Below are 13,014 nucleotides of genomic sequence, written 5' to 3'. Positions count from 1 at the left end.
CCTTAAGCGGCCTTACCCCTGTCACCCCTTTTTTCTCTCGCCCAGCCATAGCCAGAATCAATAACGGAACTTGCCAGTGTGGATATCCGCCAGCAGCTGTTCGGTGACCTGCACGTACGTGTCCGAGCCCGGCAGCCAGGCGTAGATCGGATCGTCGCCGGTTTTCCCCGGATCGAACGCTTCATCCTTGAGACGGGTCTTCTGGTACTTGAAGGTGCCGGTCGTCTCCATTTTCACCTTCACCCGCAAAAACAACGGCACGGCATAGGCCGGCAGGTGTTGGCGAGCAAAGCTCAGCAACTCACTGAAGTCCAGGGTCGCCAGGGATTCAGCCGGGATAATCGCAGCCATGCCAGCGCGGCCGTTGGTGTTGTTGATCTCGACGCCATAGGCCACCGCCTCGGCGATGTGGGAGTGTTTCAAGAGGATGTTCTCGACCTCGGTGGTCGACACGTTCTCACCCTTCCAGCGGTAGGTATCGCCGAGGCGGTCGACAAACTGTGCATGACCAAAACCGATGCTGCGCAGCAAGTCACCCGTATTGAAGTAGCGATCGCCCCTCTCGAAGACATCGTGGAGCACAACTTTTTCGGTCTTCTGCGGGTCGGTGTAACCATCGAGCGGCGCCTTGTCATCAATCTTTGCCAGCAACAGGCCTTGCCGTCCTTTACCGACTTTCTGCATGAAACCCTTGCTGTTGCGGATCGGCGTGCAGCTGTCGTGGGCGTACTCGACTAACGCCCAGGACATCAGTGAGAAGCCGATGGTGTTGTCGAAGTTGAGGATGTTGCTGAAACCGATATTGCCGTCGCTGGCGGCGTACAACTCACAAATGTGATTGACCCCGAAGCGCCGCTTGAACTCGCTCCAGACGCCGGGGCGCAAACCGTTGCCGATCATCTTCACCACCGCGTTATCACGGTCGTCGGCACTCGGCGGTTGATCGATCAGGTAGCGGCACAGCTCGCCAACGTAACCGATGGTGGTCGCCTGGTATTTGCGTGCGTCGCTCCAGAACTGGCTGGCGCTGAATTTGCGCCGTATGGCAAAGCCCGATGCCCCGTAAATCGCCGAGCCCCAGCACACGCACAACCCCGTGGCGTGGTACAGCGGCAAGGTGCAATAGACGATATCGTCGGGGCGCATATCCAGGGCGACCAAGCCGAAAACGGTGGATGTCTTCAGCCAGCGGCCATGCTTGAACACCCCGGCTTTGGGCAACCCGGTCGTGCCGGAGGTATAGATATAGAAACAAGGGTCGTCGAAATACACCTGCTGGCTGCTGAGCGGGTTGTCGCTCGGGCAATCGGTGCTGGCGCGCATCAGGTTGATGAAACCTGACGGAGCTTCGCCGGGGTCACCGCTGGTGTCCTGATCGGCCACCCACCAGGTTCTCGCGGTATCGATTGCAACCTGCTCACGGATCGCCGAATACGCCTCGACCAGTTCCCCACCCACCACGATTGCCGCGGGCTCGACCAGGTTCACGCTGTGCACCAGCGCCTGTTGGGTTTGCGAGGTATTGAGCATGGCACTGATCGCGCCGACCTTGGCCACCGCCAGCACCGTGACCAGCAGTTCCGGGCGGTTTTCGATGAAAATGCCGACCACATCACCTTTGCCAATACCCTGGCCAATCAGATAGTGGGCGATGCGGTTGGCCCACTGATTGACCTGTGCATAACTGAGTTTGACCTCACCTTGCAGCAGCGCCGGGCCATCGGGATTGCGGTGCGTCGCTTGCTCGAAGCTCCAACCGAGGCCGCAGGGTTGATCCGGCTGTTTGACATTGGCGACTTTAAGCCCCCTGACCACCCGTGGCAGGGCTTTGGCAATGGACGGCAACTTACGGAGCATCATGCCCCAGGTGATCATGTCGTTTGACGCGAGACTCATGGTTGCTCCCGTTCGGCCCTTGATGTCAGGCCTGTTTTGTTATTGTCGGGCGAACATTTAGTCGCAGGTGTTCAGGCAACTTCATCCCTGTAATGAGAGACAGCAAATAACCTATCGTTAGAGATAAAAATAAGCGTGGAAGAGTTGATTCAAGCCAAAAAGTACGCCCGTGCTTGTGTCGCTGTACACGCGGTTTTTGAAATGTTTTGTATCCGGGTCGATACTGCGGCAAGCACGCAAAATGCAGGATGCACGATGGCCACTCATGCAAAATGCACGATACCGAAAAATTACGCGCTTTCTATACCGTTGATTTATAACGGCTTTTATAAATTCTCATAATGGCACAATCAGTGCACCTATCACTCCATGCTTGCCATTCAAGTGCAAACGGAGCTGATCGACATGAGCCTGATCCAGGAAAAATTTTCGTCCCTGTTCTCCAACTTCGACGTCACCACGCAAGCACGCCCTGACGGCGGTATTCTGCTGACGCTCAATAGCAGCGATGGCCGAGTGTTCAAACGCTCGATTTCCTACGCTCAATTGCACGCCGGCGATCAACTGTCCTGGGTAATCAGTGCCATTCGCCGTGACTTGGCCGAACAGGCCAGCGAACTGCCGCAGATTTCAATGCTGCAAAGCCAGCAGCGTTTCGCCTTGCCGACCTATCACTCGAGATAAGCACCAACCGCTCAAACCCTTCAGGTCGTGCAAGCCTTGCGCTGCACGGCCTGAGTGCGTTTTGAGCTCAGCTCAACAAGCCACGATTAACCGCCTCGCCGACCGCTTGGGCACGGTTGGTGACTTCGAGCTTGGAGTAGATGTTGCTCAGGTGAAACTTCACCGTCGCCTCGGAAATGTCCCGAATCACACTGATTTCCCACACCGTTTTGCCGGCCTTGGCCCAATACAGAATCTCCAGTTCCTTTTCGCTCAGCGGTTTGCCTGCCGGATCCGGACGCTGTCGCTTTGGTGTTTTCATCCTTAGCCCTCTCACCAGGGGTCCGCACCATTGCCAAGCGCGAAAAGTGCCTGGATAAGCGAACAAACTTAAGGGCCGAAGAGTTACACAGGGACAAGATTAAACAAGTAAGGAAAACCACAAACAGGCATGGCCGACTTATCAACAGGCAACTTCCTACACGTCCTACAGACGTGTGTTGGCCGTGATGTTAGTCCGTGGTGGAAAGTCGGCTGACCGCGTGAGTTGCAGTCAGCCGTAGCCACTCAGAACGTGGCGGGATCGATCTGCGAAAAGCTGCTGACGTTCAGATGCCCGGCGAGCTCACCGCCTTCGCGTACCAGTCCGCAAGTGGCCATGCCGGCTTCACGGGCGGCATCCAGTTCTTGAACGATATCGGAGAGAAACAGGATCTGCGCAGGCTCGCAGCCAATGGCGTGAGTAATGCGCTGATAGGACTGCGCCTCACGCTTGGGCCCTGACGTGGTGTCGAAGTAGCCGCTGAACAGTGGCGTCAGGTCACCGGCCTCGGAGCATCCGAAGATCAGCTTCTGGGCCTGGATCGAACCGGACGAGTAAACAAACAGTTGATACCCCGACTGATGCCAGCGTTTCAGCGCATCGACCGCGTCCGGGTAAACATGGCCCTTCAACTGCCCGGCCTGATAACCCTGCTCCCAGACCATCCCTTGCAACGCCTTGAGCGGCGTGGCCTTGCGGTCTTCGGCAATCCAGCCCAGCAGGATTTCAATTACCCGTTCAACGTCAGCGCCAGGCTCGGCGCTGTCCTGGCGAATGGCGTCGATCTGCCGGGCTACGTCGGCCCGTTGCGCCTGCTGACGGACAAAGTCCGGCAAATGTCTGGCGGCGTAGGGAAACAGCACCTCGAACACAAAACTCACCGCGCTGGTGGTGCCTTCGATGTCGGTGAGAATGGCTTTGATCGTCATGCCATCAGTCCTCGAGGCGCGGGAAGCGACTGGCGATGTCGTCGCCGGTGAAGTTGGCCACCCAGCCTTCGGGGTTGTTGAACAGGCGAATCGCCACGAAGTGCGGGTGCTCGCCCATGTCGAACCAGTGTGCAGTGCCGGCGGGCACCGAAATCAGGTCGTTTTTCTCGCAGAGCACGGCGTACACGTAGTCGTCGATGTGCAAGGTAAACAGGCCACGGCCCGCGACGAAAAATCGTACTTCGTCTTCGCCATGGCGATGCTCTTCCAGAAACTTGGCGCGCAATTCGGCTTTTTGCGGGTGATCGCTGTTGAGGCTGACCACGTCGACGGTGATGTAACCGCGCTCGGTCATCAACTGGTCGATCTGCACCTGATAAGCGGCAATCACTTCTTCCTGGCGGGCACCGGGCTGGATCTTCGCCGCGGCTTGCCAACGGTCGAACCGAACGCCTTTTTCGGCCAGGGTCGAGGCGATATCGTCGAAGTGGGTCAGGACCTTGTTCGGCAGGTCCGGGCTTGAAACGTGGTAAACGGACAGGCTGCTCATGTTGGCAATTCCTCGTTAGCGGCGCTGCCATCCAGCTTTTACAGGCCGGTCAGGCAGTGCGTTTCATCAGGCGGTTGGCGACTTCAAGTGAAGTAGGCCTTAACGGTTAATCAACGCGCGCATTTTCAGTTCGCATTCAAACAGGAACTCAAACGCTTCGATCTGCCGCAGTGCATCGCTCATCTTCGGGCCCCAGGTGTACAGGCCATGACCGCGAATCAGGTAACCGACACACTCGGGATGGTCGTCGAGCCATGGCTGGACTTTGGACGCCAGGCGCCCGATGTCCTGATCGTTGTCGAAGATCGGCACCCGCACCTTGGACTCATGGGTCGAGATCCCACTGAAGGCTTTTTGCAGTTCGTAGTCTTCAAACGTAATGACCGGCCCCTGCAGCAGCCGCGACAACACCGTGGCATTGACCGAATGGGTGTGCAGCACCGCACCGATGTCGGCCCGCCAATTATATAACTGGGTGTGCAGCAGGGTTTCGGCAGACGGCTTTTTGCCCGGCTCCAGGCTGTTGCCCGACATATCCGTGGCCAGCACGTCATCCATCCCCAACTGCCCTTTGTGTTTACCGGAAACGGTCAACAAGGCTTCGGTGGCCGACAGTCGCGTCGAATAGTTGCTGCTGGTGGCGGGCGACCAGCCACGGCCATACAAAAAACGCCCGGCGTCGATGATTTGCTGGGCGAGCTGTTCACGGGTAAGGCTCATGGCCTGTCCTCTTGCATACGTGTGGCAATGATAACGGCTGCAGCGAACGCTGCGAGGCTGGCAATACTAAAGGTCAATGTAGCGCCCAGGGCATTCCAGCTGTAACCGGAATACAACGCGCCCAACGCGCCGCCGGTGCCGGCCAGTGCCGCGTACAACGCCTGGCCCTGCCCTTGCTGGCGTGCACCGAAGCTACGTTGCACGAAATGGATGGCAGCGGCGTGAAAGCTGCCGAAGGTCGCTGCATGCAGAATCTGCGCAAACAGCAGCACCCACAGGAATTCGGCGAACGAGCCGAGCAGCAGCCAGCGTAACGCCGCCAGCAGGAAACTCGCCATCAGTACCCGGCGCACCGAGAAGCGCGCAAGGATCTTGCTCATGAACAAAAACATCAGGACTTCGGCGACCACTCCCAACGCCCAGAGCATACCGATCACGCCGCGGCTGTAACCGAGGTGTTCAAGGTGCAGGGTCAGAAAAGTGTAATACGGCCCATGGCTCATCTGCATCAGTGCCACGCAGCCATAAAATGCCAACACGCCGGGACTGCGCAGTTGCTTGAGAAACCCCTCGCCCGCCAGCCGATTGCCTTGCGCCGGCTGGGCGTTCGGCACCCAGAGGCTGCTGATGATTATCCCGCCCATGATCACCACCAGCGTCACCGGGTAGATGTCCAGGCTCAACCATTCGAACAGCCGCCCCAAGGCGACCACAGTGATGATGAAGCCGATCGATCCCCACAAGCGGATCTGGCTGTAGCGCGAAGTCTGGCCCTGCAAATGCGCGAGGGTGATGACCTCGAACTGCGGCAATACCGCGTGCCAGAAGAATGCATGCAGCGCCATGACCATCGCCAGCCAGGCGTAGCTTTTGCTGACGAAGATCAGCGAAAAGGTCAGCAGCGTACAGATCGCGCCGAAGCGCACGATGGCCAGGCGCCGGCCGGTGTAGTCACCGAGCCAGCCCCAGATATTCGGTGCGACGCAGCGCATCAGCATCGGAATCGCCACCAGTTCGCCAATGCGCGCGCTGGAAAACCCCAGGTGATCGAAGTACAGCGCCAGGAACGGCGCGGTCGAACCGAGCAAGGCGAAATAGAACAGATAGAAGCTGGACAACCGCCAGTATGGAAGCGCCGCCACGGCCGTCAGACCGCGGCGACATCAGGGCATGGCTTCACAGCTGGCCCAGCACCGGGGTGCTGACGCGCACGTCGGCATTTTGCCCACGATTGCGCAGCAGATGATCCATCAACACGATAGCCATCATCGCTTCGGCAATCGGCGTGGCGCGGATGCCGACGCAAGGGTCGTGACGGCCCTTGGTGATGACGTCCACCGGGTTGCCGTGGATATCGATCGAACGGCCCGGCGTGGTGATGCTCGATGTCGGCTTGAGAGCCAGGTGCGCAATGATCGGTTGACCCGAGGAGATGCCGCCCAGAATCCCGCCCGCGTTGTTGCTGAGGAAACCTTCTGGAGTCATTTCGTCACGGTGCTCGGTGCCGCGTTGGGCGACGCTGGCGAAACCGGCGCCGATTTCCACGCCTTTGACCGCGTTGATGCTCATCAGCGCATGGGCCAGTTCCGCATCAAGACGGTCGAAGATCGGCTCGCCGAGACCCGGTTTCACACCTTCGGCGACCACGGTGATCTTCGCGCCGACCGAATCCTGGTCGCGGCGCAATTGATCCATATAGGCCTCAAGCTCTGGCACTTTGTCCGGGTCGGGGCTGAAGAAGGCGTTTTGCTCGACCGAGTCCCAGGTCTTGAACGGGATTTCGATAGGGCCAAGCTGGCTCATGTAGCCGCGAACGACGATGCCCTGGGTGGCCAGGTATTTTTTCGCAATCGCTCCCGCCGCCACACGCATGGCGGTTTCCCGCGCCGAGCTGCGACCACCGCCACGGTAATCGCGCTCGCCGTACTTGTGGTGATAGGTGTAGTCGGCGTGGGCCGGGCGGAACAGGTCCTTGATCGCCGAGTAATCCTTGGATTTCTGGTCGGTATTGCGGATCAGCAGACCAATCGCGCAACCGGTGGTGCGGCCCTCGAACACGCCAGACAGGATTTCGACTTCGTCGGCTTCCTGACGCTGGGTGGTATGGCGGCTGGTGCCGGGCTTGCGGCGGTCCAGATCACGCTGCAAGTCTTCCAGGGACAGCTCAAGGCCCGGCGGGCAGCCGTCGACAATGGCGACCAACGCCGGACCATGGCTTTCGCCCGCGGTGGTGACAGTGAACAGCTTGCCGTAGGTATTGCCGGACATGCAGGGCGCTCCGTGAAATCGCTGAGTGACTCAACCTGAATTCGTAATGCGCGCCAGTATACGCAGGCTATCCAACTAGTTCATCCTCGAACCTTATTGGTGCCTTCGAGTCCAACCGACACCTTCTGAATGATGGCGTGATGATGCTGCGAGTTATTGCCTTGAGCCTTACCCTGTTTACTGGCCTGCTTTCCAATGCAGCCCAGGCCTCTGTTGTTCTGCAACGGCCAATCAGTCTGGATACCGGCAGCGGTGAGCTTTTCGGCTCGATGTTGCTGCCAAAGTCCGACAGCCCGGTGCCGGTTGTGCTGATCATTTCCGGCTCGGGCCCGACTGATCGTAACGGCAATAACCCGGACGGCGGCAACAACGACAGCCTCAAGCGCCTGGCCTGGGTATTGGCCAAACACAACATCGCCAGCGTGCGTTACGACAAGCGCGGCGTGGCGGCCAGCCTCGCGGCGACCCCGGATGAACGCAATCTGACCCTTGAGGCCTACGTTGCCGATGCCGTGGCCTGGGGCCAGAAACTCAAGTCCGACCCGCGTATGGGGCCATTGATTCTGCTCGGGCACAGTGAAGGTGCACTGGTGGCCACACTCGCCGCTCCGCAAGTCGATGCCGCCGCAGTGATTTCCGTGTCCGGCAGTGCTCGACCGGTAGACCAGGTCTTGCGTCAACAATTGAGCAATCGAATGCCACCCGATCTGCTACTGCGCAGCAATGAGCTGCTGGACAGCCTCAAGGCCGGGCATGTCGATGAACATGTTCCGACGCCGCTGCAGGTGATCTTCCGTCCCAGCGTGCAACCGTACCTGATCAGCCTGTTTCGCCAGGACCCGGCAGCGGCTTTCGCCAAGTTGAAAATGCCGGCACTGATCATCCAGGGCAGCAACGACATGCAGGTCGGTGTCGGTGACGCACGGATGCTTAAAGCGGCGAAACCGGATGCCCAACTGGCACTGATCGAAGGCATGAACCACGTGATGCGCATCGTGCCCAATGACATCAAACGGCAATTGGCCTCCTACAAAGACCCGCAACTGCCCCTCGCTGTCGAACTCGGCTCGAGTATCCTGAGCTTTATTGACGGACTTCGCGCCAGTTAAGCCGGTATTACCCTCCAGTCCTGGAAAAAACGGCCGATAAGCCTGTGTGTCGGTAGCCCATTGGCTACCGCCATGCAGGGCTTGGACAGGATCTCGCCGTTATGACTGATACCCAGAATTCACCCGACACCGTGCCAGAAACCACCGCGACTGAAGTGGTCGACCTGCCGTGGTCGGACGTCCAGGTCGAGCACCACAAGATGCTTCGCCTGGCGCCGCTGAAAACCGATCGAGCGACCGGTGGGCGGCCATTGCGCTTTGTCGAGTTCGGCTATGCCGAGCGCAACAGCAAAGAACGCAGCCTGCTGCGCATGAGCATTTCACTGCCCGGTCAACGGGTGCGCAAAGAACAGAACCACCTGGACGTCTGGGTCGATCATGAGGCCCGTCGTGTGCACTTCGGTCCCGACAGCGGTCTGCAGATTGAACCGCTGAACCGTGGCATTGGCCGTTTTCTGGCCGCTCAAGGCATTACGTGGGCGAAGAAAAAGTGGTCGAGCTACACCGTCGACGGTACGGACCTGAACAACAAGGACGCCCTCAACGAAGACACCCGCCTGCGCCGCGACCACTTCCTGCGAGTGCACGGCTTTGACGTGGTCTACGCCGACGCCCAGCATTTGAAGGGCAGCGTCAAAGAGGTAAAGGTCGGCGATCTGCTCGGCGACTGGAACTCCGAAAAGCTGCAGTTCGTGGAAATCCTCGAAGCCGCGCAGATGCTGCAGCAAGCCGAGCAGAATCTGGCGGAACAGGAAGTCAAACTGCAAAAGCAGGAAGAAAAAGTCAGCAAATACAAACGCGAGGACACCGGGCTACGCTTCACCATCACCTGTCTGGTGGCGTTTTCGGTGTTCCAGGCGGGACTGCTGATCTGGATCGCTACGCACCGCTAAAAACCTGCGGCCGATGAGATTCTTGTGGCGAGGGGGCTTGCCCCCGTTCGGCTGCGAAGCAGTCGTGAAACGATTCAACCGAATCTTGACTGACAAACTGCAGTTGCCAATGTTAGGGCCGCTACGCGACCCAACGGGGGCAAGCCCCCTCGCCACATTGACCGCGTTCAGACGCGTGAAGCGAACAGTGCCTGATGCTGGCGGCATTGCTCGGCGCTGAGCATGAACACACCGTGACCGCCGCGCTCGAACTCCAGCCAGGCGAAATCGACTTCCGGGTACAACGCCTCGACGTGAACCTGGCTGTTGCCGACTTCAATGATCAGCAAGCCCTTCTCGGTCAGGTGATCCGCCGCTTCGGCGAGCATGCGCCGCACCAGGTTCAAACCATCGTCGCCGCAGGCCAGACCCAGCTCGGGCTCGTGCTGGTATTCGTCCGGCATGTCGGCAAAATCTTCGGCGTCAACGTAAGGCGGGTTGGACACGATCAAATCGAAACGCTGCCCTGGCAACCCGTCGAAGCCATCGCCCTGAACGGTGTACACGCGCTCATCGACGCCATGGCGCTCGATGTTCTGATTGGCCACTTCCAGCGCTTCGAAGGACAGATCCGCCAACACCACTTCAGCGTTCTGGAACTCGTAGGCGCAGGCAATGCCGATGCAACCGGAGCCGGTGCACAGGTCGAGAATCCGTGCAGGTTCGCTACCCAGCCACGGCGCAAACCGTTTTTCGATCAGTTCGCCAATCGGTGAGCGCGGAATCAATACACGCTCGTCAACGATGAACGACATCCCGCAGAACCAGGCTTCGCCCAACAGGTAAGCCGTCGGGATGCGCTCCTCGATTCGACGTTTGAGCAAGCGCTGCAGGTTGACCAGTTCGTCTTCTTCAAGACGGCAATCGAGGTAGCTATCGGCGATTTCCCACGGCAGGTGCAACGCCCCCAACACCAGTTGACGGGCTTCGTCCCAGGCGTTGTCGGTCCCATGGCCGAAAAACAGATCCTCCCCATGAAAACGGCTGACAGCCCAACGAATGTGGTCGCGCAAGGTGCGCAGGCGGGAAGTGATCACGGGGGCAAACTCCTGAAAAAACGACTGGCGATTCTAACAGCCTAAACCCGCCCCGACGACGCAAGAAAATCACCGGACGGATGTAGGATTGATCTTGATTTTCAGCTTTTGATTGAACATCTGCCCAGCTCTTGACAGGCTGCAGGCCAGCAACGACGGTGCCTACGATGGTAGCGATTCACAGAAGCGCTCAGCCAGAGGACAATGTCGCAAAAGCCCCACTCGAAGGAGCCCCAGAATGTCCGTTCCAAAAACGATGTTTCAACTCAGCGGTCGTGGTTACGCGCCGGCCAATCTGGCCCATGCGACGCTGGTGATCATCGATGCCCAGAAAGAATACTTGAGCGGCCCCCTGGCCCTTTCCGGCATGGACGCCGCCGTCGACAATATCAAGCAATTGCTCGCGGCTGCCCGCAAGGCGGGTCGGCCGATCGTCCATGTACGCCACCTCGGCACCGTCGGTGGCCTGTTCGACCCACAAGGCGAACGCGGTGAGTTCATCCCGGGCCTTGAGCCACTGGCTGACGAAACTGTCATCGGTAAATTGCTGCCCAGCGCATTCCACGGCACCCCGTTGGAAAAACGCCTGCAAGACCTCGGCTCGCTGGACCTGATCGTCTGCGGTTTCATGAGTCACTCCAGCGTCAGCACCACCGTGCGCGCCGCGAAAAACCTGGGCTTTCGCTGCACCCTGGTCGAAGACGCCTGTGCCACCCGGGACCTGCCTTACAAAGGTGGAGTCCTCAGCGCCGAACATGTCCAGCAGACTGAAATGGCGATCATGGCCGACAACTTCGCGACCCTCGCCCAGACTCAGGAACTGATCTGATCGAGCGCTTGATGAGCGGCCAACGCAGCCGCTCATCCGCAAAAACCTCTCATTCCCCGCAATTGCCTTAGCCTCAGGAACCACCCGGTCAACTCCCGGTCGAAGGGCCGATACCCATTGAGGAAGGTCGGAATGAAGAAATCCGATGGTTTTGACGCTCGCCGCTTGCGGCCCAAAGGCCCGCGCAACTGGCGTTATCGTTTTGGCGCGGCATTTTCCGCGCTGCTGGCAACCCTCGGCGTGTTGCTGGCGCTGGCGGGTGTTGCCAGCCTGTTGGGCCACCCGCCGGCTCTCGGCGAGTTGAACGCCAGCCCGGCCGGCGCGGCGGTGGTCTTGGCGATTGGCCTGTTGCTGCTGTATGTCGGTGTTGCGTTGTGGCGTCGCTGCCGCCGCCGGATGCGCCAACCGCGCGAGCTGAACCTGGCTCCGCATTTGATGAAAAAACATGACTGAGTGGCGCGCGTTGCGTTTTGACGCGCCCGATTCACCTCGACTTGGGTAAACTGGCCGCCCTTCGCGGAGGCTGACATGCAAGACGACGATTTTTCCCTGTTCAAAAGCGCGATCCAAGGCGTCAAGCGGATCAAGCACGATCGCGCTGAAACCGGTAAACCCAAGGCTGACCGCGCGCACATCGCCAAGTTGCGTCAGGCTGCCACCGTGCGCACCGATGCCACCACCGTTGACGGTCTGTCCGATCAGTTCGTGATCGATGTCGGTCCGGAAGACGAGTTGATGTGGGCGCGTGACGGTGTGCAGGAAAGCCAGATGCGCAAGCTGAAGGTCGGGCAGATCCCGTTCGAAGGCAGCCTCGACCTGCACGGCATGACCGTCGAAAAAGCCCGCGAGACGCTGTGGGCTTTTCTCGCCGAAGCAACAAAATTCGAAATCCGCTGCGTGCGCGTGACTCATGGCAAGGCTGTACGCCTGGACGGCAAGCGGCCGATGATCAAAAGTCACGTCAACACGTGGCTGCGTCAGCATCCGCAGGTGCTTGGCTTCACCTCGTGCCAGGCCAAACACGGCGGTGCCGGAGCGGTTTATGTGATGCTCAAACGGACCATGATGGAAGGTCGCGACGAGTAAAGCTGATGCGCTACGCTTGCAGCGCCGTGTCCGCCGCCGTACCCTTGCCCTTTGCGTAAAATCCCACAGGTAGTTTCATGTCCCTGGAACAGAATTACACGGCGATCCTCGGCCAGCTTGGCGAAGACGCCACCCGCGAAGGTCTGCTCGACACGCCGAAGCGTGCCGCCAAAGCCATGCAGTACCTTTGCCGCGGTTATGAGCAGACGCTCGAAGAAGTCACCAACGGTGCCTTGTTCAGCTCCGACAACAGCGAAATGGTGCTGGTCAAGAACATCGAGCTCTACTCGTTGTGCGAACACCACTTGCTGCCATTCATCGGCAAGGCCCACGTTGCCTATATCCCGAGTGGCAAGGTGCTGGGCCTGTCGAAAGTCGCGCGGATCGTCGATATGTACGCCCGCCGCCTGCAGATCCAGGAAAACCTCAGCCGGCAGATCGCCGAGGCGGTCCAGCAAGTGACTGGCGCCCTGGGCGTGGCCGTGGTGATCGAAGCCCAGCACATGTGCATGATGATGCGCGGTGTAGAGAAACAGAACTCGTCGATGATCACCTCGGTGATGCTCGGTGAGTTCCGCGAAAACGCGGCGACCCGCAGCGAGTTTCTCAGCCTGATCAAGTAATCCGCTGTACGAAGAAAACCGGCATTCATCGCCGGTTTTTTTTCGCCTGT

The 13,014-nt window shown here is 59.1% G+C and carries 16 protein-coding genes; 8 read left to right on the top strand and 8 right to left on the bottom strand.

Annotated elements, in window-relative coordinates:
- Positions 1-57 precede the first annotated feature (57 nt).
- Positions 58-1,896 carry a long-chain-acyl-CoA synthetase gene (locus KRR23_RS11815; RefSeq protein ID WP_216742638.1) on the bottom strand — a complete coding sequence of 613 codons (1,839 nt, stop codon included), beginning with the start codon at positions 1,894-1,896 and terminating at the stop codon, positions 58-60.
- Between the two features lie 135 nt (positions 1,897-2,031).
- On the opposite strand from KRR23_RS11815, the gene KRR23_RS11810 reads away from it, so the two are divergent.
- Entirely contained in the window at positions 2,032-2,238 is a 207-nt protein-coding gene (locus KRR23_RS11810) for a hypothetical protein (protein WP_216742637.1), read from the top strand.
- A 63-nt stretch (positions 2,239-2,301) separates the two neighbouring features.
- Positions 2,302-2,580: a DUF3509 domain-containing protein gene (locus KRR23_RS11805; protein WP_024264778.1), complete on the top strand. Its 279-nt coding sequence runs from the start codon at positions 2,302-2,304 to the stop codon at positions 2,578-2,580.
- Between the two features lie 67 nt (positions 2,581-2,647).
- Here the strand turns inward: KRR23_RS11805 and KRR23_RS11800 are convergent, their stop codons facing one another.
- From KRR23_RS11800 to aroC, 6 genes are all read right to left on the bottom strand, one after another.
- Positions 2,648-2,881, bottom strand: a complete 234-nt coding sequence (locus KRR23_RS11800) for a response regulator transcription factor (protein WP_054593490.1) — start codon at positions 2,879-2,881, stop codon at positions 2,648-2,650.
- Positions 2,882-3,126: 245 nt separating this feature from the next.
- A complete protein-coding gene (gene mtnC / locus KRR23_RS11795; protein ID WP_216742636.1) occupies positions 3,127-3,810 on the bottom strand; it encodes an acireductone synthase in 684 nt (227 codons plus the stop codon).
- A gap of 4 nt (positions 3,811-3,814) precedes the next feature.
- Positions 3,815-4,360 carry an acireductone dioxygenase gene (locus KRR23_RS11790; RefSeq protein WP_216742635.1) on the bottom strand — a complete coding sequence of 182 codons (546 nt, stop codon included), beginning with the start codon at positions 4,358-4,360 and terminating at the stop codon, positions 3,815-3,817.
- Between the two features lie 99 nt (positions 4,361-4,459).
- Positions 4,460-5,080: a methylthioribulose 1-phosphate dehydratase gene (locus KRR23_RS11785; protein ID WP_216742634.1), complete on the bottom strand. Its 621-nt coding sequence runs from the start codon at positions 5,078-5,080 to the stop codon at positions 4,460-4,462.
- Complete coding sequence (locus KRR23_RS11780; protein ID WP_216742633.1) at positions 5,077-6,222, bottom strand: MFS transporter; 1,146 nt, start codon at positions 6,220-6,222, stop codon at positions 5,077-5,079. The genes KRR23_RS11785 and KRR23_RS11780 overlap by 4 nt, the downstream gene beginning before the upstream one ends.
- A 34-nt stretch (positions 6,223-6,256) precedes the next feature.
- Positions 6,257-7,348: a chorismate synthase gene (gene aroC / locus KRR23_RS11775; protein WP_216742632.1), complete on the bottom strand. Its 1,092-nt coding sequence runs from the start codon at positions 7,346-7,348 to the stop codon at positions 6,257-6,259.
- A gap of 95 nt (positions 7,349-7,443) precedes the next feature.
- Between aroC and KRR23_RS11770 the strand changes: the two genes are divergently transcribed.
- Together KRR23_RS11770 and KRR23_RS11765 are read left to right on the top strand one after the other, a co-directional pair.
- The gene (locus tag KRR23_RS11770) at positions 7,444-8,457 is read left to right on the top strand and encodes an alpha/beta fold hydrolase (protein WP_216742699.1); all 1,014 of its coding nucleotides are present in this window, start codon (positions 7,444-7,446) and stop codon (positions 8,455-8,457) included.
- A gap of 101 nt (positions 8,458-8,558) precedes the next feature.
- Positions 8,559-9,350 (top strand): hypothetical protein, encoded by a 792-nt coding sequence (locus tag KRR23_RS11765; protein WP_216742631.1) that lies wholly within the window; start codon positions 8,559-8,561, stop codon positions 9,348-9,350.
- 167 nt (positions 9,351-9,517) lie between these two features.
- Here the strand turns inward: KRR23_RS11765 and prmB are convergent, their stop codons facing one another.
- Positions 9,518-10,426, bottom strand: a complete 909-nt coding sequence (gene prmB / locus KRR23_RS11760; protein ID WP_216742630.1) for a 50S ribosomal protein L3 N(5)-glutamine methyltransferase — start codon at positions 10,424-10,426, stop codon at positions 9,518-9,520.
- A gap of 238 nt (positions 10,427-10,664) precedes the next feature.
- Here prmB and KRR23_RS11755 point away from each other — a divergent pair, with 238 nt between their 5' ends.
- From KRR23_RS11755 to folE, 4 genes are all read left to right on the top strand, one after another.
- Positions 10,665-11,255, top strand: coding sequence for a cysteine hydrolase family protein (locus KRR23_RS11755; RefSeq protein WP_216742629.1), 591 nt, complete (start codon positions 10,665-10,667; stop codon positions 11,253-11,255).
- Between the two features lie 132 nt (positions 11,256-11,387).
- Entirely contained in the window at positions 11,388-11,708 is a 321-nt protein-coding gene (locus KRR23_RS11750; RefSeq protein WP_019693027.1) for a hypothetical protein, read from the top strand.
- A 75-nt stretch (positions 11,709-11,783) separates the two neighbouring features.
- Complete coding sequence (locus KRR23_RS11745) at positions 11,784-12,341, top strand: Smr/MutS family protein (protein WP_216742628.1); 558 nt, start codon at positions 11,784-11,786, stop codon at positions 12,339-12,341.
- A 77-nt stretch (positions 12,342-12,418) separates the two neighbouring features.
- Positions 12,419-12,964, top strand: a complete 546-nt coding sequence (gene folE / locus KRR23_RS11740; protein WP_019693029.1) for a GTP cyclohydrolase I FolE — start codon at positions 12,419-12,421, stop codon at positions 12,962-12,964.
- Positions 12,965-13,014: the final 50 nt, after the last annotated feature.

The sequence above is a fragment of the Pseudomonas sp. CVAP#3 genome (assembly GCF_018986375.1).
In the GTDB taxonomy this organism is placed as follows: Bacteria; Pseudomonadota; Gammaproteobacteria; order Pseudomonadales; family Pseudomonadaceae; genus Aquipseudomonas; species Aquipseudomonas helvetica.
The sequence above is the reverse complement of the archived record's forward strand: the minus strand, read 5'-3'. Positions and strand labels throughout refer to the sequence as shown.

Coding starts and splice junctions, on each gene's coding strand:
- aroC (WP_216742632.1), bottom strand. CDS start 7,348: ATGTCCGGCAATACCTACGGCAAGCTGTTCACTGTCACCACCGCGGGC.
- KRR23_RS11785 (WP_216742634.1), bottom strand. CDS start 5,080: ATGAGCCTTACCCGTGAACAGCTCGCCCAGCAAATCATCGACGCCGGG.
- KRR23_RS11805 (WP_024264778.1), top strand. CDS start 2,302: ATGAGCCTGATCCAGGAAAAATTTTCGTCCCTGTTCTCCAACTTCGAC.
- KRR23_RS11815 (WP_216742638.1), bottom strand. CDS start 1,896: ATGAGTCTCGCGTCAAACGACATGATCACCTGGGGCATGATGCTCCGT.
- KRR23_RS11800 (WP_054593490.1), bottom strand. CDS start 2,881: ATGAAAACACCAAAGCGACAGCGTCCGGATCCGGCAGGCAAACCGCTG.
- KRR23_RS11745 (WP_216742628.1), top strand. CDS start 11,784: ATGCAAGACGACGATTTTTCCCTGTTCAAAAGCGCGATCCAAGGCGTC.
- folE (WP_019693029.1), top strand. CDS start 12,419: ATGTCCCTGGAACAGAATTACACGGCGATCCTCGGCCAGCTTGGCGAA.
- KRR23_RS11750 (WP_019693027.1), top strand. CDS start 11,388: ATGAAGAAATCCGATGGTTTTGACGCTCGCCGCTTGCGGCCCAAAGGC.
- KRR23_RS11755 (WP_216742629.1), top strand. CDS start 10,665: ATGTCCGTTCCAAAAACGATGTTTCAACTCAGCGGTCGTGGTTACGCG.
- KRR23_RS11790 (WP_216742635.1), bottom strand. CDS start 4,360: ATGAGCAGCCTGTCCGTTTACCACGTTTCAAGCCCGGACCTGCCGAAC.
- KRR23_RS11765 (WP_216742631.1), top strand. CDS start 8,559: ATGACTGATACCCAGAATTCACCCGACACCGTGCCAGAAACCACCGCG.
- mtnC (WP_216742636.1), bottom strand. CDS start 3,810: ATGACGATCAAAGCCATTCTCACCGACATCGAAGGCACCACCAGCGCG.